This window comes from Dactylosporangium sp. CS-033363 (assembly GCF_050942475.1).
In the GTDB taxonomy this organism is placed as follows: Bacteria; Actinomycetota; Actinomycetes; order Mycobacteriales; family Micromonosporaceae; genus Dactylosporangium.
In genome coordinates this window covers 6,416,451-6,440,235 of record NZ_CP192032.1, presented here as the reverse complement: position 1 = coordinate 6,440,235, position 23,785 = coordinate 6,416,451, and the positions used below count along the sequence as shown (strand labels likewise).

General features: G+C 73.5%; 25 protein-coding genes. 18 read left to right on the top strand and 7 right to left on the bottom strand.

Annotated elements, in window-relative coordinates:
- Positions 1–23 precede the first annotated feature (23 nt).
- From ACQPZ4_RS29810 to ACQPZ4_RS29795, 4 genes are all read right to left on the bottom strand, one after another.
- Positions 24–293 carry an ArsR/SmtB family transcription factor gene (locus tag ACQPZ4_RS29810; protein ID WP_433042469.1) on the bottom strand — a complete coding sequence of 90 codons (270 nt, stop codon included), beginning with the start codon at positions 291–293 and terminating at the stop codon, positions 24–26.
- 37 nt (positions 294–330) lie between these two features.
- Positions 331–1,551 carry a GNAT family N-acetyltransferase gene (locus ACQPZ4_RS29805; RefSeq protein WP_433042466.1) on the bottom strand — a complete coding sequence of 407 codons (1,221 nt, stop codon included), beginning with the start codon at positions 1,549–1,551 and terminating at the stop codon, positions 331–333.
- A 128-nt stretch (positions 1,552–1,679) separates the two neighbouring features.
- The gene (locus tag ACQPZ4_RS29800; RefSeq protein ID WP_433042463.1) at positions 1,680–2,384 is read right to left on the bottom strand and encodes a TetR/AcrR family transcriptional regulator; all 705 of its coding nucleotides are present in this window, start codon (positions 2,382–2,384) and stop codon (positions 1,680–1,682) included.
- A 313-nt stretch (positions 2,385–2,697) separates the two neighbouring features.
- On the bottom strand, positions 2,698–3,942 hold the full coding sequence (locus ACQPZ4_RS29795) for a methyltransferase domain-containing protein (protein WP_433042460.1): 1,245 nt from the start codon (positions 3,940–3,942) through the stop codon (positions 2,698–2,700).
- 209 nt (positions 3,943–4,151) lie between these two features.
- Between ACQPZ4_RS29795 and ACQPZ4_RS29790 the strand changes: the two genes are divergently transcribed.
- The 3 genes from ACQPZ4_RS29790 (at position 4,152) to ACQPZ4_RS29780 (ending at position 8,384) form a co-directional block, all read left to right on the top strand.
- Positions 4,152–5,552 carry a nucleotide disphospho-sugar-binding domain-containing protein gene (locus ACQPZ4_RS29790; RefSeq protein ID WP_433042457.1) on the top strand — a complete coding sequence of 467 codons (1,401 nt, stop codon included), beginning with the start codon at positions 4,152–4,154 and terminating at the stop codon, positions 5,550–5,552.
- 96 nt (positions 5,553–5,648) lie between these two features.
- Entirely contained in the window at positions 5,649–7,229 is a 1,581-nt protein-coding gene (locus tag ACQPZ4_RS29785) for an MFS transporter (RefSeq protein WP_433042454.1), read from the top strand.
- A 33-nt stretch (positions 7,230–7,262) separates the two neighbouring features.
- Positions 7,263–8,384, top strand: a complete 1,122-nt coding sequence (locus tag ACQPZ4_RS29780) for a serine hydrolase domain-containing protein (protein WP_433042451.1) — start codon at positions 7,263–7,265, stop codon at positions 8,382–8,384.
- A 43-nt stretch (positions 8,385–8,427) separates the two neighbouring features.
- Here ACQPZ4_RS29780 and ACQPZ4_RS29775 read toward each other — a convergent pair whose 3' ends face one another.
- Genes ACQPZ4_RS29775 through ACQPZ4_RS29765 form a run of 3 tightly spaced genes read right to left on the bottom strand, consistent with a single transcriptional unit; the run spans position 8,428 to position 11,674 of the window.
- Entirely contained in the window at positions 8,428–9,510 is a 1,083-nt protein-coding gene (locus ACQPZ4_RS29775; protein ID WP_433042448.1) for an LLM class flavin-dependent oxidoreductase, read from the bottom strand.
- Entirely contained in the window at positions 9,507–10,520 is a 1,014-nt protein-coding gene (locus tag ACQPZ4_RS29770) for an acyl-CoA dehydrogenase family protein (protein ID WP_433042445.1), read from the bottom strand. The genes ACQPZ4_RS29775 and ACQPZ4_RS29770 overlap by 4 nt, the downstream gene beginning before the upstream one ends.
- A 26-nt stretch (positions 10,521–10,546) precedes the next feature.
- Positions 10,547–11,674 (bottom strand): acyl-CoA dehydrogenase family protein, encoded by a 1,128-nt coding sequence (locus ACQPZ4_RS29765; protein ID WP_433042442.1) that lies wholly within the window; start codon positions 11,672–11,674, stop codon positions 10,547–10,549.
- 141 nt (positions 11,675–11,815) lie between these two features.
- Between ACQPZ4_RS29765 and ACQPZ4_RS29760 the strand changes: the two genes are divergently transcribed.
- From ACQPZ4_RS29760 to ACQPZ4_RS29690, 15 genes are all read left to right on the top strand, one after another.
- Positions 11,816–12,997 (top strand): steroid 3-ketoacyl-CoA thiolase, encoded by a 1,182-nt coding sequence (locus ACQPZ4_RS29760; RefSeq protein WP_433042439.1) that lies wholly within the window; start codon positions 11,816–11,818, stop codon positions 12,995–12,997.
- A gap of 8 nt (positions 12,998–13,005) precedes the next feature.
- Positions 13,006–14,229 carry a CaiB/BaiF CoA transferase family protein gene (locus ACQPZ4_RS29755; RefSeq protein ID WP_433066715.1) on the top strand — a complete coding sequence of 408 codons (1,224 nt, stop codon included), beginning with the start codon at positions 13,006–13,008 and terminating at the stop codon, positions 14,227–14,229.
- A 127-nt stretch (positions 14,230–14,356) separates the two neighbouring features.
- Entirely contained in the window at positions 14,357–15,100 is a 744-nt protein-coding gene (gene fabG, locus ACQPZ4_RS29750; protein ID WP_433042436.1) for a 3-oxoacyl-[acyl-carrier-protein] reductase, read from the top strand.
- Positions 15,097–15,531 carry a hypothetical protein gene (locus tag ACQPZ4_RS29745; RefSeq protein ID WP_433042433.1) on the top strand — a complete coding sequence of 145 codons (435 nt, stop codon included), beginning with the start codon at positions 15,097–15,099 and terminating at the stop codon, positions 15,529–15,531. The genes fabG and ACQPZ4_RS29745 overlap by 4 nt, the downstream gene beginning before the upstream one ends.
- Positions 15,521–16,012 (top strand): 3-hydroxyacyl-ACP dehydratase FabZ family protein, encoded by a 492-nt coding sequence (locus ACQPZ4_RS29740; protein WP_433042430.1) that lies wholly within the window; start codon positions 15,521–15,523, stop codon positions 16,010–16,012. Before ACQPZ4_RS29745 ends, ACQPZ4_RS29740 begins: the two co-directional genes overlap by 11 nt.
- A gap of 28 nt (positions 16,013–16,040) precedes the next feature.
- Entirely contained in the window at positions 16,041–16,292 is a 252-nt protein-coding gene (locus ACQPZ4_RS29735) for an acyl carrier protein (RefSeq protein WP_433042427.1), read from the top strand.
- Between the two features lie 2 nt (positions 16,293–16,294).
- Complete coding sequence (locus ACQPZ4_RS29730) at positions 16,295–17,500, top strand: beta-ketoacyl-[acyl-carrier-protein] synthase family protein (RefSeq protein WP_433042424.1); 1,206 nt, start codon at positions 16,295–16,297, stop codon at positions 17,498–17,500.
- Positions 17,497–18,552 carry a beta-ketoacyl synthase N-terminal-like domain-containing protein gene (locus ACQPZ4_RS29725; protein ID WP_433042421.1) on the top strand — a complete coding sequence of 352 codons (1,056 nt, stop codon included), beginning with the start codon at positions 17,497–17,499 and terminating at the stop codon, positions 18,550–18,552. Before ACQPZ4_RS29730 ends, ACQPZ4_RS29725 begins: the two co-directional genes overlap by 4 nt.
- Positions 18,549–19,661 (top strand): beta-ketoacyl synthase N-terminal-like domain-containing protein, encoded by a 1,113-nt coding sequence (locus tag ACQPZ4_RS29720; protein ID WP_433042418.1) that lies wholly within the window; start codon positions 18,549–18,551, stop codon positions 19,659–19,661. The genes ACQPZ4_RS29725 and ACQPZ4_RS29720 overlap by 4 nt, the downstream gene beginning before the upstream one ends.
- The gene (locus ACQPZ4_RS29715) at positions 19,658–20,569 is read left to right on the top strand and encodes a beta-ketoacyl synthase N-terminal-like domain-containing protein (protein WP_433042415.1); all 912 of its coding nucleotides are present in this window, start codon (positions 19,658–19,660) and stop codon (positions 20,567–20,569) included. Before ACQPZ4_RS29720 ends, ACQPZ4_RS29715 begins: the two co-directional genes overlap by 4 nt.
- The gene (locus ACQPZ4_RS29710; RefSeq protein WP_433042412.1) at positions 20,566–21,339 is read left to right on the top strand and encodes an alpha/beta fold hydrolase; all 774 of its coding nucleotides are present in this window, start codon (positions 20,566–20,568) and stop codon (positions 21,337–21,339) included. Before ACQPZ4_RS29715 ends, ACQPZ4_RS29710 begins: the two co-directional genes overlap by 4 nt.
- A complete protein-coding gene (locus tag ACQPZ4_RS29705; RefSeq protein WP_433042409.1) occupies positions 21,336–22,247 on the top strand; it encodes a thioesterase family protein in 912 nt (303 codons plus the stop codon). Before ACQPZ4_RS29710 ends, ACQPZ4_RS29705 begins: the two co-directional genes overlap by 4 nt.
- On the top strand, positions 22,244–22,864 hold the full coding sequence (locus ACQPZ4_RS29700; RefSeq protein WP_433042406.1) for a 2-hydroxychromene-2-carboxylate isomerase: 621 nt from the start codon (positions 22,244–22,246) through the stop codon (positions 22,862–22,864). Before ACQPZ4_RS29705 ends, ACQPZ4_RS29700 begins: the two co-directional genes overlap by 4 nt.
- Positions 22,861–23,013 (top strand): hypothetical protein, encoded by a 153-nt coding sequence (locus tag ACQPZ4_RS29695; protein WP_433042403.1) that lies wholly within the window; start codon positions 22,861–22,863, stop codon positions 23,011–23,013. The genes ACQPZ4_RS29700 and ACQPZ4_RS29695 overlap by 4 nt, the downstream gene beginning before the upstream one ends.
- Complete coding sequence (locus tag ACQPZ4_RS29690) at positions 23,010–23,780, top strand: class II aldolase/adducin family protein (RefSeq protein WP_433042400.1); 771 nt, start codon at positions 23,010–23,012, stop codon at positions 23,778–23,780. The genes ACQPZ4_RS29695 and ACQPZ4_RS29690 overlap by 4 nt, the downstream gene beginning before the upstream one ends.
- Positions 23,781–23,785 lie beyond the last annotated feature (5 nt).

The following is a 23,785-nucleotide window of genomic DNA, read 5'->3' as shown; positions in this document are numbered from 1 at the left end:
TATTGAGTCGCCAAACGGACCATTCAGGTGCCGACGTACTTGCCGAGCCAGTGGGCGCGGATGAGTTCGATCGGGGCCGAGCTCAAGTGGTGGGTGGTGCGGCGCCCGTGGGTGCGGGTGGTGATCAGGCCCGCCGCGCGCAGGACCATCAGGTGCTTGCGCACGCCGAAGCGGCTGATCGGCAGATAGTGCTCCAGCTCCGAAGCCGTCCGCCCGTCGCGTTCCAGGAGCAGGTCCAGGATGTGCCGGCGGTCGGCGTTGGCCAGGGCGTGGAACACCCGGTTGTCGCTCATCGGCCCGAGGATAGGTGACTGATCGGTCACATGGAAGTCAGTAGATTTCCGGGCCCGCCGGGGCCAGCGGCCAGCCGAACGCGTCCGAGGCCGGCAACAGCGTGCCCGGCCGCAGCTCGCGGACCCGGCCCGCGGCAGCCAAGGCCGTCAGCCGCGGCCCGCCCAGGTACACCGAGCTGAGGTCGCGAATGTCGCACGCCAGGTCGGCCGGGTCCGTCGTGGCGACACACTCCGCGCCGTCCGGCGAACCCGTCAGGCGCCAGCGGCCGGCGTTCTCCTCGATGACGGTGTCGGTGAGCTCGAAGACCACGTCGACCGGGGCGCTGTAGCGGCGGGCGGTCAGCGCCTGCTCCACGTGCACGATGCGGGCCCACAGCGCGTCGATCAGCCTCGCGCCCAGCCGGTTGGGCTCGTTGACCAGGTGCAGCAGGGGCTCGTCGACGGCGGCGAAGTCGTAGTGGACCGTGCGGGTCAGGTCGATCGCGAGCAGGAAGCGCCAGACCGCCAGGTAGGCGTCGGGAGAGTCGGCGACCACCTCGTCGACGCGGGCCTCGCAGGACGGGCCGGTGGGGGTCCAGTTGAAGCTCGTGCGGTACAAACCGTAGCCATCGACCGTGCCGTCGACCTCGTGGACGACGCAGAGGCGGGCGCCCGCGCCGCCGCGGTGGGACGGGCTGTCGTCCAGGACGTGCTCCCAGTCCACCGCGCTGCGGCTGGAGTAGCCGGGGCGGTCCTGGCGGGCGGCGTCGTACACCTTGGTCAGGGTCGGCAGCAGGTCGTGCGGGGCGCCGACGCGCATCCGGCCGGGGACCTCGCGGTCCGGGAGGCTCAGTTCGTGGTTCTCGATGGCGAGGGTCAGGCGCTGGCTGGCGATGCCGCAGCCGTACCGCGGATAGATCCTTCCCTCGCTCGGCCACATGATGGCCAGGGGCTCGCCGGCGGTGCGGGTGTCGCGCAGCTCCTGGCGGAACAGGCGGGTCAGCAGGCCCTGCCGGCGGTGCGTGGCGGCGACCGCGGCCAGGGTGAAGTGCGAGGCCGGCACGACGGCGCCGGGGATGCTCAGGTCGCGGGTGCGCGCGGAGAGGTGGCCGACCACGAGGTCCTCGTCGGTGATGACGAGCGAGCGGTCGGCTTCGAAGATGGGCCGGAACTGCTCGCGGAACTCCTCACCGGAAGGGTTGTGGTAGTTGATGGTGAGCAGGTGCGCGATGGCGTCCCAGTCCTGCGGGGTCGCGGTGCGCATCGGCAGAGCAGTCATGCCAATTGTTTACCGCGCCGAATGCGCCGGGGCGTCTTCGATCGTGCGTTGTTTCAACGCGGGGTGAATGCGACGAACTCCGCACGCTGAAAGATGACAGATGCCCGCCCGATAGGCAGTGGTTCGGCTTATAACGACAGCCGCAGGGCCGCGAGCATCTCCATGATCGCCGCCTTGTACAGCTTTTCCGGCCGCCGCGTGTGCGTGCTGAGCCGGCCGCGGATTTCCAGCGCCAGCAGTCCGTGCAGGGCGGCCCACTGGCGCAGCGCGAGGGCGGCGGCGGCCGGCGGCACGGCCGGGAACGCGGCGCGGACGTCCTGCACGAGCGCGGTCGGGAAGTCGGTCCACTCGTGCTCGGTGGGTGCGGGCCCGCCGTCGAGCGGCCACGCCGCCGCGACCAGCGCGATGAAGCCGGCACAGGCCCGGTTCTCGATCAGCGCGACGGTGCCGTCGTTGGGCGGCCGGTAGCCGGAGATCGGATCGCCGAACACCAGCCGGAACCCGGCCGGGTTGGCCATCGCCCACGTGCGGAACGCGGTCACCCAGGCCTGCAGGCGGCCGGACTTGTCGTCGGCCGGCAGCGCGTCGCGGGCGGTCTCCATGGCGTCGACCATGGCCTGGCTCTCGTCGATGGTCAGGGCCGTGATCAGGGCGTCCCGGGTCGGGTAGTACGCGTACAGCGCGCTCGGGGTCAGCCCCATGTGCCGGGCGATGGCCCGCAGTGTCACGGCGTCGGGCCCGCCTCTGGTCATCAGCGTCGTCGCGACGGTTTTGATCTCCTTGACCGTGAACGCCCGCAGTCGTTCGCGCCGGTTCTGACTGGACCCATTCACGATTTGCACCATACCCAAACAGTGCGCCGAAAGTGCTCCGCGCCGATTTCGGAATGCCATTTGATGCGGCGTGGACCGTATGTTAACTCACCGGTAGGTCCGGCGGAAACGGCGTCGATCGTACCGCGCAATTTCGCACCCGATGGAAGGACCCCCGCGGCAATCAGCAACGGCGAAGATGCCCGCCCCGGGGACGGCTCGCGACCATTGGCGGTGCCGCGTGACCGGTGACCCCGCACGACGGCCGGCCGGAAAATCGGCGAGGGGGACCGCGCCCGGGCGCGGTCCCCCTCGTTCGTCCGTGCGCAGGAGCTCAGATCACGTGCACGTCCGGCACGTAGAGGATCCAGCGGCCGCCGGCCTCGCGGAACGTCCGCTCCTTGGCCATGATCTCGTCGGCGTGGTTCCAGGCGAACAGCAGCGCGTAGTCCGGGTACGGGTCGCGGAACGCGTCCGGGGTGCGGACCGGGATGTGCGAGCCCGGCGCCAGGCGGCCCTGCTTGCCCGGGGTCGTGTCGCAGATGTACGGCACCAGCCCCGAGTCGATCCCGCAGAACATCGTCACCGTCGCGCTCTTCGACGTCGCCCCGTAGCCGAGGATCCGCTTGCCGTCGTTGTGCAGCTCCTTGAGCAGCCGCACCAGGTCGTCGCGGATGCCGTTGATGCGGCCGGCGAACCCGGCGAACGTCTCGTGCCGGCCCAGCTGCATCTCCCGCTCCTGCTCCAGCAGCGCCAGCAGCGACGCGCTGGGTTCGCGCACTCCCGGGCGGGCCACCGTGTAGCGGATCGAGCCGCCGTGCACCGGCATGTGCTCGGCGTCGACGAGCTGGAAGCCGTACTGCTCGGCCGCGGCCCGCACCGACTCCACGCTGAAGAGGTAGAAGTGCTCGTCGTAGATCTGGTCGAAGTACGTGCGGGCGATGATGTCGCCGAGGTAGCGGTCCTCGAAGATGAACACGCCCTCCGGGGCCAGCAGCGCGTCGACGCCGCCGAAGACCGAGTCGAGGTACGGGATGTGGCTGATCGTGTTCGCCGAGAAGATGACGTCGGCGGGGCCCTCGGCGGCGCGCACGGAGGCGGCGGTGGCGCGCTCGAAGAAGTCGATGCGGACCCGGATGCCGTTCTCCTCGGCCACCCGCGCCGCCCCGCCCGACGGGTCGACGCCGAGGTGGCGCACGCCGGCCTCGTGGATCGCCCGGAGCATGACGCCGTCGTTGCAGCCGATCTCGACCAGGAACTTGTCCTCGCCGTTGAGCTCCGTGGCCAGCAGGTGCTCGGCGTAGTGCTCGAAGTGCTTGCGCATCAGCGACGAGCCCGACGCGCGGTACACGTAGCCGTCGTGGAACATGAGCTGCCGGGGCACCTCGTGCACCTGCTGCACCATGGTGCACGAGGTGCAGATGCCGACCGCCAGCCGGTAGTAGCGCTCGTGGGGCACGTCCTCCGGCTTGAGGAACCCGTTGGACAGCGGCTGGCGGCCGAAGTCCAGGCATTCGTACACGGTGCCGCCGCAGATGCGGCAGGGCACCATGGTGGGCAGGGTCTTGCTGAGGTCCATGCCGGTCACCCCTTCGGTGGTGGCGGAGGTCGTGGACGCAGCATGTGTCAGCCGATGTGCGGAAGTCTTATCTCAGACTGCTGACGTAAAAGCCCCCAAAAGGCGCGCTCCGCACGCTGGGAGATGCACCCCCGCGCCCGCCCGCCCGACGATGGCCGCGACGCCGGTGGCGCTGCCGCCGGCCACCGAGACCAGCAGGGGGAGTCCCGATGCGGGTGCTGTTCGCCGTCTATCCGTCCCGCGCCCACCTCTACCCGGTCGCGCCGACCGCGTGGGCGCTGCAGAGCGCGGGCCACGAGGTGCGGCTGGCCACGTTCGCCGGGTTCGCCGGGGACATCGCGGCCGCCGGGCTCACCCCGGTGCCGCTGGGCGACGCCGGCATCCCGGAGGTGCGCCTGGCCGGCGACACCCCGCCGCCGCGCAGCGCCGAGGAGGTCGAGCGGGCCGCCGACGAGCTGGGGCTCGCGGGGCCGGAGCGCGAGCACTGGTACGTGTTCCACCAGTACCTGACCGCGGCCGCCGGCGACTACGTGCGCCTGGACCGCGCCGAGTTCGCCGACCTCGTGCAGTTCGCCAAGGACTGGAAGCCGGACCTGGTGATCTGGGACGGCACGATGCCGGGCGGGGCGATCGCGGCCCGCGTGTCCGGCGCGGCCCACGCCCGGTTCGTGTTCGGCCTGGACTACGTCACCTGGAGCATGCAGAAGCTGAGCGGCAAGGCCGCGAACCCGCTCGCGGAGCTGCTGGCCCCGGCGGCCGAGCGCTACGGCGTGACGATCGACGACGAGCTGCTGCTCGGCCAGCGCACCATCGACCCCACGCCCGCCCCGATGCGGCTGCCGATCGAGGTCGCCGGGCACGTGCCGGTGCGCTGGGTTCCGTACACCGGCGGCAGCAACTTCGAGGCCTGGCTGCACCGCCGCCCGGAGCCGCCGCGGCAGCCCCGCATCGCGTTCACGCTGGGCGAGTCGACCCGCCGGTTCACCCGCGGCGACTGGGATCGCACGCCGCGCCTCATGGAGGCGCTGCACGGCCTGGACGTCGAGGTGGTGGCCACGCTCAACGCGACCCAGCTCGCCGGGCTGCAGCCGCCGCCGAACGTGCGCACCGTGGAATGGGTGCCGCTGACCCACCTGCTGCCCACGTGTTCCGCGCTGATCCATCACGGCGGCATGGGCACCTTTTCGGCGGCTTCGGCCTATTCGGTACCGCAGCTGGTCTGCGACACCGAGGAGTCCAACCTCATCCGCAAGGTCGTCGTGCCGGCTGAGGAGGTCGCGGCGGTCGGCGAGATCGGCATGGCGCTCGGGTTCGACGAGGACGCCCCGATGCCCGAGGCGCCGGGCGTGCGCTGGACCCTGCCGGCCAAGAAGCTGGAGGCCACGCCGACCGCCGACTACGTGATCGGCTTCGGCGCGGGGGCCCGGCTCAACCACCGGGAGAGCAGCCCCGAGCAGCTGCGCAAGCAGATCGAGCAGGTGGTGGGCGACCCGGCCTTCCGGGAGGGCGCGGCGCGGCTGCACGCGGCGTGGGCGAGCAACCCGACCCCGGTGCAGATCGTCCCGGCGCTCGAGGACCTCGCCGCACGGAAGATCACCCAGGCGGGGTAGTTTCTGCAGTTGACGAACCATACTTGTTTCTAGCAAGCTTGCTGGGTTGCCGGACTTCACCGGCGGCCCCGCGGGCTGACCGAAGGGAGCACCCGCGTGACCCTCAGCGCCGAGGCCGAGGTGGCGCCGCGCGCCGGACGTCGCGAGTGGCTGGGCCTCGCCGTGCTGGCGCTGCCCACGCTCGTGGTGTCGGTCGACATCAGCGTGCTGTTCCTCGCCCTGCCCCACGTGGTCGCCGATCTGCACGCCTCGACCGTCGAGCAGCTGTGGATCACCGACATCTACCCGTTCATGGTGGCCGGCTTCCTGATCACCATGGGCTCGATCGGCGACCGGATCGGCCGCCGCAAGCTGCTCATCATCGGCGCGGCCGTGTTCGCGCTGGCCTCCCTGCTGGCCGCGTACGCCGGCAGCCCCGCGATCCTCATCGCCGCCCGGGCCGGCATGGGCATCGCCGGCGCCACGCTCGCCCCGTCCTCGCTGGCCCTGATCAGCATGATGTTCCGGGACCAGCGGCAGCAGGGCACCGCCATCGCGATCTGGATGACCGCGTTCATGGCCGGCGTCGCGTTCGGCCCGGCCGTCGGCGGCGCGCTGCTGTCGGCGTTCTGGTGGGGCTCGGTGTTCCTGGTCAGCGCCGTGTTCATGGCGGTGCTGTTCATCGCCGGCCCGTTCGTGCTGCCGGAGATGAAGAACCCGCAGCCGGGGCCGCTCGACGCGCCCAGCGTGGTGCTGTCCCTGCTGGCCATCCTGCCGGTGATCTACGGGCTCAAGGAGCTCGCCCGGCACGGCTGGGAGACGGTGCCGATCCTGGCCGTGGTCGCCGGACTCGCCTTCGCCTTCCTGTTCGTGTACCGCCAGCGCCGCCTCCCCGTGCCCATGCTCGACATCGGCCTGTTCGCGAACAAGGCCTTCACCACGATCATGGTCACCGGCATGCTGGTGGGCGCGCTGCAGTCCGGCACCGGCCTGTTCGTCTCGCTGTACATGCAGATGGTCAAGGGCCTCTCCCCGCTCGCCGCCGGCCTGTGGGGCATCCCGCCCGCGATCGCGCTCGTCGTCGGCATCAACCTCGCCCCGCAGCTGGCCCGCAAGATCAAGCCGGGCGTGGTGCTGGCGGTCGGCCTGCTCGTCGCCGCCGTCGGGCAGCTGGTGCTGAGCCAGGTCGGCCCGGGTACCGCCCTCGCCGTCGTCCTGATCGCGCTCGCGATCGTGTTCCTCGGCATGGGCCCGGCCGGCGCCCTGGTCAACCAGATCATGCTCAGCATCGTCCCGCCGGAGAAGGTCGGCACCGCGGCGTCGACGTCCGGCACCGGCGGCGAGCTCGGTGTCGCGTTCGGCATCGCCGCCCTGGGCAGCATCGGCAGCGCGGTGTACCGCGTCCAGATCGACGACACGCTCCCGGCCGGACTGCCCGCACCCGCCGCCGACGCCGCCCGGGAGAGCGTGGCCGGGGCGGTCGCCGTCTCCGGATCGCTGCCCAGCGACCTCGCGAACGCGGTGCTGACCGCCGCCCGCGACGCCTTCACGACGGGCCTGAACGTCGTGGCCGGCATCAACACGGCCGGTTTCGTACTTCTCGCGGCGGTGGTTTTCTTCGGCCTGCGCGCCGTCGGAACGCTCGGCGCCCAGCCGGGCCCGCCCGTCGAAAGTGTCACCGAAAAGGTCGATCAGTAAGAGCAAGACAATCGCACGGAAGGTAACTCTGTCATGAGCGATGTCTCGACCAAGGTCCAGCAGCGCGTCCAGGAGGCGCTCGACGATCTCGTGGGCTCCGGCGCCGAGGTCGGCGTCCAGGTCGCGGTGTACCACAAGGGCGAGCAGGTCGTCGACGCCGTCGCCGGCGCGGCCGACCCCGACACCGGTGCCCAGGTCGCGCCGGAGACGCTGTTCTACACCTCGTCCGTGGCCAAGGGCGTGGCCTCCACGGTGCTGCACGTGCTCGCCGAGCGCGGCGCGATCGGCTACGACACCCGCATCGCCGAGGTGTGGCCGGAGTTCGCCGCGCACGGCAAGGAGAAGGCGACGGTCCGCCACGCGCTGACCCACTCGGCCGGCGTCCCGGGGCTCCCCGGCGACCTCACGCCCGAGGACCTCACCGACTGGCAGAAGATGACCGGCATCATCGCCGACGAGAAGCCGTGGTGGGAGCCGGGCACCGCGACCGGGTACCACGCCATCTCCTACGGCTACATCATCGGCGAGATCGTCCGCCGGGTCACCGGCAAGCCGATCTCCGAGGTGCTGCACGAGGAGGTCGCCACCCCGCTCGGCGTCGCCGACGAGCTGTTCTTCGGTGCGCCGAAGGCCGCGCTCAAGCACGTGGCGAAGTCGGTCGAGCCGCCGTACGCGGCCCAGATGCGCGCGGGCATGCCCGCCGAGTTCCCGCTGTTCAAGGCCGCCCCGCCGGCCGTGCTGCCGACCGCGGAGTTCGCCAACCGCACCGACATCCTGACCTCCGACATCCCGGCCGGCGGCGTCATGTCCGCCCGCGCCGTGGCCAAGATGTATGCGGCCCTGCTCGGCGAGGTCGACGGCGTCCGGCTCGTCTCCAAGGCCCGCCTGGACGAGATCACCACGGTGGCGCAGACCGGCCAGGACCAGATCATGGGCTTCCCGGCCTCCCGCGGCCTGGGCTACGACATCGGCTTCATGGGCCCGCTGAACAGCCCGACCCTGTTCGGCATGGCGGGGACCGCCGGCACCGCGGGGTACGCCGACAAGGGCAGTGGCATGACGATCGCCGTGGGCAAGAACAACGTGACCTTCGGCCAGTTCGACACCTTCAACCGCATCGGCGAGATCGTGCAGAAGACCCTCGCCGAGGGCTGAGCGAACGGGAGGCGGGCCGGTCCACAGCGGACCGGCCCGTTCTTCATACCACCCCGCGCTTGCGCAGCAGGGGCAGGACGCCCTCGCCGAACGCGTGCGCCTCTTCGAGGTGCGGCTGCGCGGACAGGATCAGGTGGTCCACGCCGAGCGCGGCGTACTCCTCGATCCGGTCGGCCACGTCCTCGTGGCTGCCGACCAGCGCGGTGCCCACGCCCGGGCGAACGAGGCCGTAGCCGGCCCAGACGTTCGGGTACACCTCGAGCTCGTCGGTCCGGCCGCCGTGCAGCGCGGCCATCCGCCGCTGCCCCTCGGAGTCCGACGCCTGGAACCGTTGCTGGGCCTGGCGAATCCGCGCCGGGTCCATGGTCTCGAGCAGGCGCCGGGCGACGGACCAGGCCTCGTCGGCGGTGTCGCGGGCGATGACGTGGAAGCGCACCCCGGTCTCCAGCGGCCGCCCGTGCGCCTCCGCCGCCTCCCGGGCCGCCGCGACGAACCGCGCGGTCGCCGCCGGCGGCTCGCCCCAGTTGAGCAGCACGTCGCCGTGGCGGGCGGCGATCGCCCGGGCCGCGTCCGACGAGCCGCCGAGGTAGATGCGGGGCCGCCGGTCGTGCGGGCGGGCCAGCATGCCGCCGGTGATGTCGTAGTGCGCGCCGTGGAAGTCGAAGCGCTCGCCGGACCAGGCCCGGTGGAACACGTCGAGGAACTCGCCGGTGCGCTCGTAGCGCTGGGCGTACGCCACGGGGTCGCCGTAGCGTCGCTGCTCGTCCGCGTCGCCGCCGGTGACGATGTTGAACTCCAGCCGGCCGCCGCTGACCCGCTGCAGCGTCGCCGCCGCCTGCGCCACCAGCACCGGCGAGGCCAGCCCGGGCCGCAGCGCCACCAGGAAGTTGATCCGCCGGGTCACCATCGCCAGGGCGGCCGTCATGACCCACGGGTCCTCGCAGAACATCCCGAACGGGGTCAGCATCCCGGCGAACCCGAACCGCTCGGCGGCCAGCGCGACCTCGGTCAGGTACGCCAGATCGGGCTCGCGCCGCGCGCCCGGCGAACCGGAGCCGTCGGAGCGCTTCGCGAGCTCCTTGCCGTCGCCGTGCAGCGGCAGGAACCAGTGCAACCGGAGCGTCACGCCGACCCCCTGGCCAACGCGGCGGTGGCGACGATGTCGAGCACGTCCGGCCCGCTCGCCTGGTAGGCCGCGTGCCACAGCGCCCGGCGGTACCAGCGATGCAGCGGGAACTCCCACGTGACGCCCATCCCGCCGCACACCTGGATCGCCGTCTCGCACGTCAGCAGGGCCGCGCTCGTGGCGGCGTGCGCGGCGGCGGCCACGGCGGCCTCGTCGTCGGGCACGCACGCGGCGCGATAGGCGAGCGACCGCGCGAACTCCACGGCCGCGTAGCCGTCGGCGAGCGGGTGGGCGACCGCCTGGAAGCCGCCGATGACCTTGCCGAACTGCTCGCGGGTCCGCGCGTGGTCGAGCCCGAACTCCAGCGCCCGGTCGGCGACCCCGACGGCCTCGCACGCCCGCAGCACCTCGGCCTCCAGCGCGGCGGTGCGGCCGACCCGTCCGGCGTCGCCGGGCGCCACCAGGAGCCGGGCGGCGGTCCCGCGCAGCACCCCGTCGGCCTCGGCCCGCAGCGGGTCCGGTCCCTCCACGGCCGTCCAGGCGACGTCGTCGGCCGCGACCCGGAACAAGCCGGAGCCGTCTCTGGTACTGCCGGTGACCACGACCTCGGCCACGCCCGCCGCATCGGGGACGGCGCGCAGCACACCCTCGATCCGCCAGCCGTCGCCGTCCTCGGCCGCGGTGCAGTCGCCGTCGCGGGCCAGGACCGCCGGGGCGTCGCTCTGGTAGCCGGCGGCGACGAAGGCGCGGCGGGCGGCGCCGGCGCTCACCCACCACGGGGCGGGCAGCAGCGCCCGGCCGCACTCCTCGGCGACCAGGGCCAGCTCCGGCAGCCCGGCGTCGCGGTCGAGCCAGCCGAGCTGGCGCAGCTGCGGCCAGACGGCGGGATCGTGGCGCGGGCCGTCGGCGTCGGCGAGCTCGCCGACCCGGCCCGGCGGGTACCGGTGGGTGAGGAACCGCCGCGCCTCCTGCCGGATGGCGAGCTGGGTGTCGCTGGGGGCGAAGTGCATGACGGCGTCTCCGTTCAGCGTCCGGTTCAGCGGGAGCGGGGCAGGGCCAGGACCCGCTCGGCGATGATGCCGCGCAGGATCTCCGACGTGCCGCCCTCGATGCTGTTGGCCCGGCTGCGCAGCCGCTGCCGCAGCCAGAAGCGCAGCTGGGCGTCGCGGTCGGCGAGCCCGTCGCGGTGGCGGGCCAGCAGGTCCAGGGCGACCGCGGCGAGGCGCTGGTTGAGCCGGGACCAGTGCAGCTTCAGCACGGAGGCCTCCGGCCCGGGCTCGCCGGTGCGTTCCAGCGCGGCCAGGGCGCGATAGCCGGTGTACCGCAACGCTTCGAGGCCCACCGCCAGCTCGGCGATCTCCCGGCGCGCGGCCGGTTCCCCGGACGCGCCCAGGTCGGATGCGAGCCGGAGCAGCCGGTCGAGCTGGACCGCGAGCCGGGTGGTGAGCGTGATGCCGAACGTGCCGCGCTCGTGGGCGAGGGTCGTCATCGCCACTTTCCAGCCGTCGCCGGGCGCCCCGACGAGCGCGGTGGCCGGCACGATGACGCCGTCGAGCACGATCTGGTTGAAGTCGGCGTCGCCGGACAGCTGCCGCAGCGGCCGGGTCTGCACGCCGCGGGCGCGCATGTCGAGCACGAAGCAGGACAGGCCGTGGTGCTTGGCCCCGCCCGGCTCGGTGCGGGCCAGCAGCAGGCAGTAGTCGGCGAGGTGGGCGTAGGAGGACCAGACCTTCTCGCCGTCGACGACGTAGTGCTCGCCGTCGCGCACGGCGCGGGTGCGGATGGCGGCCATGTCGGAGCCGGCACCCGGCTCGGAGAAGCCCTGGCAGAACATCGCCTCGCCGGACAGGATCCGCGGCAGCAGCGTGCGGCGCTGCTCGTCGGTGCCGTACCGCACGAGCGTCGGCCCCACCATGTTCAGCCCGATCACGTTGACGTGGTCCGGCGCCCCCGCGAGGGCGCACTCCTCGGCGAAGATGGCCTGGTGGCCGGAGGGCAGGCCGCGCCCGCCGAACTCGGCCGGCCAGGTGAGCCCGGCGTACCCGGCCTCGTGCAGCGCCTTGGCCCATCCGCGCGGGTCGTCGTCGCCGGTCAGGCTCGCCCGCAGCCACGCGCGCAGCCCGGCGCGGAAGTCCGCCTCGTCCTCGGTGTCGCCCAGCAGCATGCAGGCACGGTAGCCAGCCGCGCGCACCGTCCGGAAGCGCACGGAACACACTGCGCACCTTGAAAGAAGCAGCCTGCAAGGAGCGGGAAGCAAGCATGCCGGGAGATGCACTCCAGGGGCCGCGCGCGACACCATCCGAGCATGCTCAACGATCGGACTCCGGTCATCGTCGCCGCCGCCCGCACCCCGATCGGGCGCCGCGCGGGCTGGCTGGCCGGGCTCAAGGCCGTACAACTGCTGCGCCATGTCCTGAACGAGGTCATCGACCGGGCCGGGATCGCGCCCGGGGACGTCGAGCAGATCATCGGCGGGTGCGTCACCCAGTCCGGCGAGCAGAGCCTGAACGTCACCCGCAACGCCTGGCTCAACGCGGGCCACGACCCGGCCGTCGGCTGCACCACCGTCGACGTCTCGTGCGGCTCCAGCCAGCAGGCCAACCACCTCGTCGCCGCGCTGATCGCGGCCGGGGCCATCGACGTCGGCATCGGCTGCGGCGTGGAGTCGATGAGCAGGGTGCCGATGGGCACGAACCTGTACCAGGGGCCGGGGCACTACAAGACCGCCGAGTACCCGTGGGACGACCCGCCGCACGCGCAGTTCGGCGGGGCCGAGCGGATCGCCGCGCGGCAGGGCGTGACCCGCGCCGACGCCGACGCGTTCGGGCTGCGCAGCCAGCGCCTCGCCGCCGCGGCGTGGGAGGCCGGCCGGTACACCGCCGAGGTCGCCCCGATCGCCGCCGCCCCGGTGCTCGACGCGTCCGGCGAGCCGACCGGCCGGACCCGCGACGTGCAACGGGACCAGGGCCTGCGGGTCAGCACCCCGGAGCGGATGGGGGAGCTGCGCGGCAACGTCGACGGGGCCGTGCACACCGCCGCCACCACGTCGCAGGTGTCCGACGGGGCCGCCGCCGTGCTGTGGATGTCCTACGGCCGGGCCCGCGCCCTCGGCCTGACCCCGCGGGCGGTGCTGGAGCACCAGGTGGTCACCGGCGCCGACCCGTACTTCCTGCTCGACGGTCCCGTCGCCGCCTCCGCCCGGCTGCTGGAACGGGCGGGCCGCAAGCTCGACGGCATCGACCGGTACGAGATCAACGAGGCCTTCGCCGCAGTGGTCCTGAACTGGGTCCAGCAGTGCGGGGCCGACCTGGACCGGGTCAACGTCAACGGCGGCGCGATCGCCCTCGGCCACCCGCTCGGCGCCACCGGCACCCGGCTCATCGTCAGCGCCCTGCACGAGCTGGAGCGGTCCGGCGCCGAGACCGCCCTCATCGCGATGTGCTGCGGCGGATCGCTCGGCACCGCGTCCCTGCTGCGCAGATTGTGAGCCGACCCATGCTGGCCGAGGAGTTCTACCGCGACGCCGACCCGGCCTCGACCGGGCCGCTGGCGCACCTGCGGGTGCTCGACGTGACGAAGGTCTGGTCCGGGCCGCTCGCCTCCGGAGTGCTGGCCGACCTCGGCGCCGACGTGATCCGGATCGAGCTGCCGTACGGCCGCGACGGCGACGTCCCGCCCCAGATCCCCGGCACCGGCCGGTCCTGGTTCCGCGAGACCGTCAACCGCAACAAGCGCAGCGTCGGGCTCGACCTGCGCGAGCCCGCCGGCCGCGCGGCGTTCCTGGAGCTCGTCGCGACCGCCGACGTGGTCGTGGAGAACTACCGGCCCGGCACCCTCGACGGCTGGGGCGTCGGCTACCGGCAGTGCCGCGAGGTGCGCCCCGGCGTCGTGTTCGTGTCCGTCTCCGGCTGGGGCCAGTACGGCCCCGGCGCGCACCGGGCCGCCTACGACCCCGCCGTGCAGGCCGCGGCCGGCTGGATGTCGCTCAACGGCGAACCCGGCGGCCCGCCGATGCGCGCCCCCACGTTCCTGGCCGACGAGCTCGCCGGGCTGCACGCGGCCATCGGCGCCCTGGCCGCGATCGTGCACCGGGACCGCACCGGCGACGGCCAGCACGTCGACGTGTCCATGATGGACACCCTGCTCGCCGGGAGCGCCGGTCTGCCGACCCTCGCCGCCGCCGGGGCGCCCCCGCGCCGCAGCGGCAACGAGACCGACTTCGTCGTGCCGTCCAATGTGTACGCCTGCACCGACGGCTACGTGTACCTCGCCGTCGCCCTCAACAAGCACTGGCGGGAGCTCGCCGCGGCGATGGGCCGGCCCGAGCTCGGCCGCGCCTCCGGCTACGGCGGCAACGCCGAGCGGATAGCCCACCGCGCCGACGTCGACGCGCTCGTCGCCGGCTGGTGCGCCGGACTGTCCACACAGGACGTCCTGGACGCGCTGCAGCCGCGCGGGCTCGTCATCGCCCCCGTGCGCACCCTCGCGCAGGTGGTGGCCGACCCCGACCTGCACGAGCGCGGCACCCTGCAGCACGTGACGCTCACCAACGGCACCAGCGCCGTCATGGTCGCCCCACCGGCCAGGTTCTCCCGCACGCCCACCCGGATCCGTTGCGGCGCACCGGAACCGGGTCAGCACACCGCCGAAATCCTCGGTGAACAGCCCTACGCAGCAACTGGTGAGAAGACCGCGCCGAGCCCCGTTCGCTACGGTTGAGCCAGCCCGCCCGGCCGAACGCAACGAGGCATCCGGGCATCGGAGTCCACCGACGGAACTCACGACACGCGCCCCCGCGTGGCGTCGGTCAGCCATGGCCGGTTCCGCCACCAGGTGAGGAGACGACGTGGAGCAACAGCATCGGGTCCTGGTCACCGGTGCCTCGCGCGGTATCGGCCGGGCGGTCGCGCTGCGGCTGGCCCAGGACGGGTACGCGGTCGCCGGCTGCTACAGCAGCGACCAGTCCGCCGCCAAGCAGACCCAGGCCGACGTCGAGCAGCTCGGCGCCGCCTGCTGGTTCGAGCGGTGCGACGTCGCCGACCCGGCCGCCGTCGAGGCGTTCGTCCACGAAGCCGAGCAGCAGCTCGGCGGCCCGTTCGACGCCGTCGTCAACAACGCCGGCATCACCCGCGACGCGCCCATGGTGCTCGGCACCGACCTCGACTGGAACGCGGTGCTCGGCACCAACCTCACCGGCACCCGCAACGTGTGCAAGGCGCTCGCGTTCCGGTTCATGAAGGCCCGCCGGGGCAGCATCGTGAACCTGTCCTCAGTCGCCGGGATCTACGGCAACGCCGGGCAGACCGCGTACGCCGCGACCAAGGCCGGCATCATCGGGCTGACCAAGTCGCTGGCCAAGGAGGTCGGCGGCTACGGCATCCGGGCCAACGTGGTCGCGCCCGGCTTCATCGAGACCGACATGACCGGCGTGCTGCCCGCGCGCACCCGCGAGCAGGCGCTGCGCCAGATCCCGCTCAAGCGCTTCGGCACCCCCGAGGACGCCGCCGACCTGGTCGCGTTCCTGCTCTCCGACCGGGCCGGCTACATCACCGGCCAGGTCTTCCAGGTCGACGGAGGGATCACGCTGTGACCGCCGTGCACTCCTGGGACATCGCGCCGCCGCCCCGCGCGGCCGCTCCGATCGCCGCCGTCGAGCTCTGGTACCGCGAGCCCGCGGTTGATGAACAGCGCGCGACCGTGCGCGTCACGGTCGACGGGCAGGAGCCGAACCTGCGCGGGCACTTCCCGGGCCTGGCCATCTACCCCGGCGTCTTCGTCATCGAGACCCTCGAACAGGCGATGGCGCTGACCGTGCAAACTGAGCGCGACCCGGTGCTGCGCCGCATCGACTCGGTGCGCTTCCTGGCCCCGCTGCTCGACGGCGACGAGCTGACCCTGGCGGTCGTGGCCGTGCCCGACGGCGACGGCTGGCGGGTCACCGCGATCGGCACCCGCCGCGACGGCAGCGTGACCGCGCGGATCAAGGCCCGCTTCGACCGTGCGGACGACCATGAGGACTGAACACCACGCGGTCCGGGCCGCGCTGCCGCAGCGGCACCCGCTGCTGCTCGTGGACCGGGTCCTGGACCTGGTGCCGGGCGAGCGGATCCACACCGTCAAGGCGGTCACGGGCACCGAGGGGTGCTACGCGAACCTGCCGGACGGGGCGGCTTCATGGCGGTACCGATATCCGCTGTCGTTGCTCGTCGAGTCGCTCGGGCAGAGCGCGGCGCTGCTGTGGCTGCACGACCGCGGCCACGATCCGGACGACGGGGCGACGCTCATGTTCGCCGGCGCCCGGTCGTGGTCGTTCGACGGCTTCGCCTATCCCGGCGACGTCCTGCACCACCACGTGCGCCTGACGTCGGTCGTGGCCGACACCGCGTTCGCCAGCGGCGAGACGTGGGTCGGGGACCGGCGCATCGCGCACGTCGACACCGTCATCGCCGCGCGCCGCCCGGTGCGCGGTGACGTCGCCGCACCACCCGTTCCGTCGAAGTAGAACCGAGCCTGGCGAAGGGAATCCGACCATGCAGTACGAAGAGCAGCTGACCCGGTTGCGCGCGATGGTGGCCGAGGTGCTGGAGATCGAGCCGGAGGAGCTCAGCGACACCGGCGACTTCATGGAGGACTACGAGGCCGACTCGCTGCGCGCGATCGAGATCCTGGCGCGCATCGACAAGGAGTTCAAGGTCGAGATTCCGCAGGTCGAGCTGCCGGAGCTGCGCAACCTCAAGGCCGTCCAGGAAGCGATCATCCGGCACTCCGGCGGGCAGGGCTAGCCGTGACCCGCGTGGTGGTGACCGGGCTCGGCCCGGTGTCCAGCATCGGCATCGGCGCGCAGGCGTTCCTCAGCGCCCTGCACGCCGGCCGGTCCGGCATCTCGCCGATCACGAGCTTCGACCCGAGCGGCTTCCCGCACCGCAACGCGGGGGAGGTGCACGGGTTCGATCCGGCCGGGCACCTGCGGCGGATCGACCCGGCGCGCTGGGGCCGGTCGAGCCAGTTCGCCGCGGCCGCGGCCCGGCTGGCCGTCGCCGACGGCCGGCTGGACCTCGGCCGGGTCGAGCCCGGGCGCGCCCACGCGGTCATCGGCACCACCAGCGGGGAGTCGGCCGTCGTGGAGGCGCTCACCGCGCAGATCCTCGAGCGCGGCTTCGCCGGGCAGGACCCGGACCTGGTGCGGCAGCTGCCGGCCAACCGGCTGGCCAACGCGGTCAGCGCCGAACTGGGCCTGCTCGGCGAGTCGCTGACCATCGCGACCGCCTGCTCGGCCAGCAACTACGCCATCGGCTACGCCTACGACCTGCTCATCACCGGCGAGGCCGACGTGGTCCTGGCCGGCGGGGCCGACTCCGTGTGCCGGTGGGCCCACGCCGGGTTCTTCCGGCTCGGGGCGCTCACCGACAGCATCTGCGCGCCGTTCGACCGGGACCGCTCCGGCATCCTCACCGGCGAGGGCGGGGCCGTGCTGCTGCTGGAGACGCTCGGGCACGCCATGTCCCGGGGCGCGCCGATCTACGCCGAGCTGCTCGGGTACGGCCTCAACTGCGACGCCACCCACCCGGTGGCGCCGGACACGGACAGCATCGCCGAGTGCATGCGCATCGCGCACCGCAACGCCGGGGTCAAGCCCGAAGAGGTCGACTACATCTGCGCGCACGGCACCGGCACCCCGGCCAACGACCTCGTCGAGGGCCGGGCCATCCTCGAGGTGTTCGGCCCGACGCCGCCCCCGGTCAGCTCGATCAAGTCGATGATCGGGCACACCATGGGCGCGGCGTGCGGCTTCGGCGCGATCGCGTCGGCCGCCGCCGTCCGCCGCGGGATCATCCCGCCGACCATCAACTGGCAGCACGCCGACCCCGAACTGCCGGGCATCGACCCGGTGCCCAACGCGGCCCGCACGGCCGACGTGCGCGTCGTGCAGAACGACGGGTTCGCGTTCGGCGGCAACAACGCCATCGTCATGCTGGGAGCGCTGACATGAGCCCGCTGTCGATCACCGGCTTCAGCGCCATCACGTCCGCGGAGCCGGTGGACGTGCGCGAGCTCTACGCCGAGCCGCTTCCGGCCTCCCACGCCCATGCCCGGACCACCTTCGTGGCCCGCGAGCACCTCGGCCGCAAGGGGACCAGCTCCTACGACCGGGCCACCGGCCTCGCGGTCGTGTGCTGCCAGGACGCCGTGCGCGCGGCCGGGCTGCAGCTGGACGCCACCACCGGCCGGCGCACCGGCGTCGCCCTCGGCACCAGCCTCGGCAGTTTCAAGTCGACCAGCGACTACACCATGGAGACCCTGGTGCAGGAGCGGCCGTACCTGGTCAACCCGCTGCTGTTCCCCAACACGGTGATGAACGGCGCCGCCGGGCAGGTCGGCATCCGGCTCGGCCTGCGCGGCATCAACGCCACCATCGCCGGCGGGACGCTGGGGTTCCTCAACGCGCTGCGGTACGCGGCCAACGCGATCCGCCGCGGCTACGCCGACGCCATGCTCGCCGGCGCCGTGGAGGAGTTCACCCCGCACCGGGCCTGGGCCTCGCACCTGACCGGGGCCACCCGCGCGGTCTCGTCCGGCGAGGCGGCGGCGGTGTTCACCCTCACCGTCGCCGACCCTCCACCGTGGACCGGGCCGCGCCGGCTCGCCACCGTGCTGGCCGTGGCCACCGGCTTCGGGCCCGGCGGTTCCGACGCGGGCGACCTCGCGCTGGCCGGCTGCGTCCGGCGGGTGCTGCACGGCGCGAAGCTCGACCCGGTCGCGGTCGCCGCCGTGCACACCGGGGAGGCGGAGGCGGGGGAGCGGCAGGAGTACGGGCCGGTCGTCGCCGCGCTGGGCGGCGACGTGCCGCGGATGCTGCCCAAGCGCCGCTTCGGCGAGTGCGACGCCGCCTCGGGCGCGGTCGCGCTGGCCGCCGTCCTCGCCGCCCCGCCCGACGGGCTCGACGCCGCCCGCCGCGGTCCCGAGGGCGGCGACGTGCACCTGTTCACCGCCCGGGGCGCCGACGGTGCGGTCGGCGCGGCCCTCATCGAGGTGTACCGGTGAGCGTCTCCATCGCCGCCAGCGCCGTGCGCACCTGCCTCGGCGCCGGCCCGGCCACCTTCGACGGGCTGCTCGCCGGGGCGTGCGGCGCCGGGCCCCTGCGCTCCGGCGACCCCGACCGGCTCAACGTGGCCACCGGGTACCACATCGGCGACGGCGACGCCCGCCGCCCGCTGCGGGCCGGGGCCCTGCTGCGCGCCTGCCTCGCCGAGGTCGTCGCCGCCGCCGGCCTCGACCCCGGGCGGCAGCGGGTCGCCGTGCTCGTCGGCACCGGCCTGCGCGAGCTGTCGGCGGTCGAGTCCGCGCCGGAGGTGATGGCGGCCGGCCGGCTCGACTTCGCCGATGTCGTCGCCGGCGTGCTGCCGCAGGCGACCGAGGTGCTCACCGTGGCCAACGCGTGCAGCGCCGGCGGGCACGTCCTCGCCCTGGCCCAGGACCTCCTGGACGCGGGCGACGCCGACGCCGTCGTGGTCGCCGCGGCCGACACCAGCACCCAGTCGATGCTGTCGATGATCGGCCGGGTCGCCCCCGAGCGCACCGACCGGGTCCGCCCGTTCGACCGCGACCGCGGCGGGGTGCTGCTCGGCGACGGCGCGGCCGCCCTCGTGCTCGTCCCGCCCGGCCGCCCCGGCCCCGTCCTCGGCCGGGTGCTGGCCACCGGGCTGTCCTGCGACGCGGCCCACCCGACGGCGCCGGACGTGGAGGGCATCACCCGAGCCGTCACCGACGCGTACCGCCGCGCCGGGCGGGAGCCGGCCGACACCGGCACCGTCGTGGCGCACGGGACCGGGACCGCCCTCAACGACCCGACCGAGTGCGCGGCGCTGCGGGCGGTGCTGCCGACCGGCGCCGGCGGGCCGGTGGTGACCGCGGTGAAGGGCGCCGTCGGGCACACCTCCGGGGCCGCAGCGCTCATCAACGTGGACGTCGCGCTGCGCTCGCTCGCCGCCGGGGTCGTGCCGGCCGTCGTCGGGCTGCGCACGGTGCTGCCGGAGGGCGAGGAGCTGCGGTTCGTGCGCGGCGAGCCGCAGCCGCTGCCGCCCGGGCTGGTGCAGAGCAACGCGTTCGGGTTCGGCGGCGTGAACGCCGTGACCCTCCTGGAGGCACCGTGACCACCCACGCCGCAAGCCCCGGTCCGGTGCCGGCCGCACCGGACCGGATTCCACCCGCCGCCGCGTGGCGGCTGTCGGTCGACGGCGCCGCGCTGTACCTGCCCGGCGCCGTCCCGGCCGCGGCGCTGGAGGACTTCCTCGGGCGGCCGGTCGGGGACTGGGCCCGGCAGTTCGCGGAGCCCGCCGATCCGGCCGCCGTGGTGGGCCGCAAGGGGCTGCGCTACGCCGAGCCCGCGACCCGGCTCGCGCTGTGCGCCGTGCACCGCGCCCTCGGGCTGCCGCGGGCCGCCCGGCCCGCGCCCGTGCTGTCGGCCCGCACGGCCGTCATCGGCTGCAGCGACCTCGGCAACGTCGACGTCGTGGCCCGGGTGGCGAGGACCGTCGCCGAGGAGGGCAGCCGCGGGGTCTCCGTCCTCGACGCGCCGAACGTGTCGAGCAACGTGCTGGCCAGTACCGTGGCGCAGTGGTTCGGCTTCGGCGGCCCGAACCTCATGCTCTGCTCCGGCCCCGACGCCGGCTCGATCGGGCTGCGGCTCGCCGCGCGGCTGCTGCGCGCCGGGCGGGCCGACCGGGTCGTGCTCGTCGGCGCCGAACCGTCCGACGAGGTCGCGACCGCCCTGCACGCCGCGGACGGGCTGGGTCGGCTGGCGGCCGGCGCCGCCTGCCTGATCCTGCGCGCGGGCGCACCGTCGGGCCTTGCGGTCATCTCGCCGGTCGACGACGGCGCGGGCGCCAAGATCGTGGTCGGCCCGGGCGGGTTCGAGCCGGCCGAGCACTGGGGCGACCACCGGGCCGCCCGGGACGTCGTGGCGCTCGCCCTGGCCGTGCACCTGGCCGGCGAGGAGGACACCACCGTGCTGGTGCGCCGCCGCGACGGGTCGGCCGGCGCCCTGGTCGGTGCCCCGTGAGCGGCGTGCGCGCGCACGTGCTGCGCGACGGCAGTCCCCTCGTCGTGCTGGCGCACGGCCTGGAGGACTCGTGGCAGAGCTGGCACGCGTTCGCCCGCGGCCTCGACCCGGACTGGGGCGTCGTCGCGCTCGACCTGCCCTGGCGCACCGGCAACGACTACCGGTGGCGGACCCGCCCGGCCGGGCAGTGGCTCGCCGACGGGCTCGCCCAGGTCGGCCGGGTCCCGGACATGCTCGTCGCGCACTCCTTCGGCGGGAGCGCCGCGCTGCAACTGTGCGCCGGCACCGCGGGCGACATCGCCGGCACCGTCACCGTCATCTGCCCGATCTACCGCACCGCGCAGCAACCCGTGACGTGGAAGGCGTTCGAGCTGTCCCGGCTCACCTACACGCACCACATGCGCGACGGCGTGCGGGCGCGGCTCGGCCCGCGCGCGCGGGAGATGGAGGCCGGGGTGCTCGACACCATGATGGACCTCGCCCTGGAACGCGCCGGGCCGTCGGGGTTCTTCACCGTGTTCGACCAGTACCTCACCAGCCCGCAGCTGCCGCTCGGCGACGTCACCGAGCCGGTGCTCGTGATCGCCGGCGACGAGGACCCGACGCTCACCCACGAGGCCGCGCTGGCCCTGGCCGCCGCGATCCCGCACGGCGCGGTCCGCGCCCACGAGGACTACGACCACTTCTGTCACATCCGCCACGCGGCCGCGGTCGCGGCTCAGGTGGCGGACTTCCACGCGTCTCTGAGAACAGTGAGGCAACGGCCATGACCGTCACCGCGGCCCGTCTTCCGTCGGTGTTGCACGCCCGTCCTGCGTTCGAGGGCGCCAACATCCGCACCTGGATCGGCTTCAAGCACTTCATGTACCTCGTCGAGGGAGCCGTGCTGCAGTACTGCCGCGACCAGGGCACCGGCGCGGCGCGGCTCTTCCACGACTTCGGCCGCGGCCTGGAGATCCTCGACTGCTCGGTGCAGCTGCCGGCCGTGCTCGAGCTCGACGACGAGGTCCGCGCCCAGGTCACCGCGGGCGCCGGCAACCGGCTCGACGTGCAGCTGTCCGTCGCGCGCGGCGGCGAGGACGTCACCGTGCTGCGCGGGAAGGTCGTCGTGGCGCTGCTGCCCGAGGCGAGCGCGCCCGAGCACCGCGACGTGCCCGGGCCCCTCGCCGCGCTGCAGGCCGAGGCGTTCCCGGCCGCCGAACCGCTGCGCCTGCGGCCGTGGGAGAACGCCGAGTCGGTGCTGCGCGGGCAGGGCGGGCTGCTGTGGTCGTGGCTCGCGCGGTACACCCTCTGCCACTACTCGGACCGGGTGCAGCACTCCGCCTATGTGCGGGCCCTCGAGGAGGTCGTCGACCGGTACCTCAACCAGCAGGGGATCTCCGTCGGCCGGATGCTGCGCGAGCGCTCCTGGATCCCGGTCGTCTCCCGGGCCCGCGTGCGGCTGCTCGCGCCCGCGCACATGGAGGAGACGATCCACACCGTCTTCACCGTCACCGACATCCTGCGCGACGTCATGTTCGACGCGCGCATGGACTGCTACGTCCAGCGCGGCCAGCAGCTGATCCCCGTCGCGACGGCGAAGATCCTGCACGGCTACGCGATCGCGGCCGGACCCGGCGCCGGGGGCATGGCCGAGCTGGACGCCGAGGTCCTGGCGGCATTGCGTGGTGTGTCATGAAAAAACGGCCGCAGTTGTACTTCTCGTTCCGCAGCCCGTACAGCTGGCTCGCCCTGCGCAAGCTGCGCACCGTGTGCCCCGACCTCGACGAGGTCTTCGACGTGCGGCCCTACTGGGACCCCGACGAGCAGACCAGCGCCTCCCTGGCCGCGCGCGGCGGCGAGTTCCACTACCAGCAGATGAGCCGGGCCAAGCACCTGTACATGCTGCTGGACACCAAGCGCCTGACCACCGCCTCCGGGGTCGCCATGGCGTGGCCGATCGACATCGACTCGTGGTGGGAACTGCCGCACCTCGCCTTCCTGTACGCCCGCGGCGCCGGTCGCGCGTGGCCGTTCTACGACGCGATCGTCGAGGCCCGCTGGGGCCGCGCCGAGGACATCTGCACCACGGAGGTGGTCGCGGCGGCCGCCCGTACCGCCGGGCTGGAGCCGTCGTCGGTTCTGGCCGCGGCGGACGACCCGGTGATCCGGGCCGAGGCCGTCGACTGTCTCTATGCGGCCTACCGCGACGACATCTTCGGCATCCCGTACATCAAGTGGGGGCATCAGCGGTTCTGGGGCCTCGACCGGGTGGACACGTTCCTGAGCGCGTTTCTGGAAGGAGCACGGACATGACTGAGGCCTCCTTGGAGCGCTCTGCGCCTCCGCCCGATTCGTCGCCTGATTCGCCCTTTCCCGAACAGGACCCGTGGGAGGGCATTCCGCTGGCCCTGCTCGCGGGTGCGGCCGGCTACGACACCGACACCGCGGGCGGCTGCGGATGACCAGCGCCGTGACCACCGTGCCCGTCCGGCCGCAGCGCACCCCGCGGCAGGAGCGGGTGGAGCGCAAGCGGCAGCTCGTCGCGGCGCTGCAGCTGTTCTCCCGGTTCGGCTTCGACGAGGGCGCCGGCGGGCACATCACCGCCCGCGACCCCGAGGACCCGGACAAGTTCTGGATCAACCCGTTCGGCGTCAACTTCGCCCACGTGCGCATGTCCGACCTCCTGCAGGTCGACGCGGCCGGCGCGGTCGTCTCCGGCACCGGGCGGATCAACCCCGCGGGGTACACCATCCACGCCCGCATCCACGCCTCCCGCCCGGACGTCGTGGCGGCCGCGCACTCGCACTCCGTGCACGGCCGGGCCTGGGCGACGCTGGGCCGGCAGCTGGACCCGATCACCCAGGACGCGTGCGTGTTCTTCGAGGACCACGCGGTGTACGACGGCTTCGGCGGGGTGGTCCTGGACGCCGACGAGGGCCGCCAGATCGCCGAGCGGCTCGGCGGCAACAAGGCCGTCATCCTGCAGAACCACGGCCTGCTCACCGTCGGCACCTCGGTGCAGGAGGCGGCGTGGTGGTTCATCGCCATGGAACGCTGCTGCCAGGTGCAGCTGCTGGCCGAGGCGGCGGGCACCCCGCGGCAGATCCCGGCCCCGATCGCGCGGGCGACGGCCCGGATGATGGGCACCCCGGCGATGGCGCGGCTGAACTTCCGTCCCCTGTACGTCGACGTGCAGAACACGTCACCGCAAGCCTTCGACGAGGCGTGAACCCC

Bases quoted from the DNA above. Each gene is read 5' to 3' on its own strand.
- ACQPZ4_RS29700 (WP_433042406.1), top strand. From the start codon at position 22,244: ATGAAAAAACGGCCGCAGTTGTACTTCTCGTTCCGCAGCCCGTACAGC.
- ACQPZ4_RS29780 (WP_433042451.1), top strand. From the start codon at position 7,263: ATGAGCGATGTCTCGACCAAGGTCCAGCAGCGCGTCCAGGAGGCGCTC.
- ACQPZ4_RS29805 (WP_433042466.1), bottom strand. From the start codon at position 1,551: ATGACTGCTCTGCCGATGCGCACCGCGACCCCGCAGGACTGGGACGCC.
- ACQPZ4_RS29765 (WP_433042442.1), bottom strand. From the start codon at position 11,674: ATGCTGCTGGGCGACACCGAGGACGAGGCGGACTTCCGCGCCGGGCTG.
- ACQPZ4_RS29725 (WP_433042421.1), top strand. From the start codon at position 17,497: ATGAGCCCGCTGTCGATCACCGGCTTCAGCGCCATCACGTCCGCGGAG.
- ACQPZ4_RS29790 (WP_433042457.1), top strand. From the start codon at position 4,152: ATGCGGGTGCTGTTCGCCGTCTATCCGTCCCGCGCCCACCTCTACCCG.
- ACQPZ4_RS29690 (WP_433042400.1), top strand. From the start codon at position 23,010: ATGACCAGCGCCGTGACCACCGTGCCCGTCCGGCCGCAGCGCACCCCG.
- ACQPZ4_RS29760 (WP_433042439.1), top strand. From the start codon at position 11,816: ATGCTCAACGATCGGACTCCGGTCATCGTCGCCGCCGCCCGCACCCCG.
- ACQPZ4_RS29770 (WP_433042445.1), bottom strand. From the start codon at position 10,520: ATGCACTTCGCCCCCAGCGACACCCAGCTCGCCATCCGGCAGGAGGCG.
- ACQPZ4_RS29795 (WP_433042460.1), bottom strand. From the start codon at position 3,942: ATGGACCTCAGCAAGACCCTGCCCACCATGGTGCCCTGCCGCATCTGC.
- ACQPZ4_RS29705 (WP_433042409.1), top strand. From the start codon at position 21,336: ATGACCGTCACCGCGGCCCGTCTTCCGTCGGTGTTGCACGCCCGTCCT.
- ACQPZ4_RS29695 (WP_433042403.1), top strand. From the start codon at position 22,861: ATGACTGAGGCCTCCTTGGAGCGCTCTGCGCCTCCGCCCGATTCGTCG.
- ACQPZ4_RS29735 (WP_433042427.1), top strand. From the start codon at position 16,041: ATGCAGTACGAAGAGCAGCTGACCCGGTTGCGCGCGATGGTGGCCGAG.
- ACQPZ4_RS29740 (WP_433042430.1), top strand. From the start codon at position 15,521: ATGAGGACTGAACACCACGCGGTCCGGGCCGCGCTGCCGCAGCGGCAC.
- ACQPZ4_RS29755 (WP_433066715.1), top strand. From the start codon at position 13,006: ATGCTGGCCGAGGAGTTCTACCGCGACGCCGACCCGGCCTCGACCGGG.
- ACQPZ4_RS29810 (WP_433042469.1), bottom strand. From the start codon at position 293: ATGAGCGACAACCGGGTGTTCCACGCCCTGGCCAACGCCGACCGCCGG.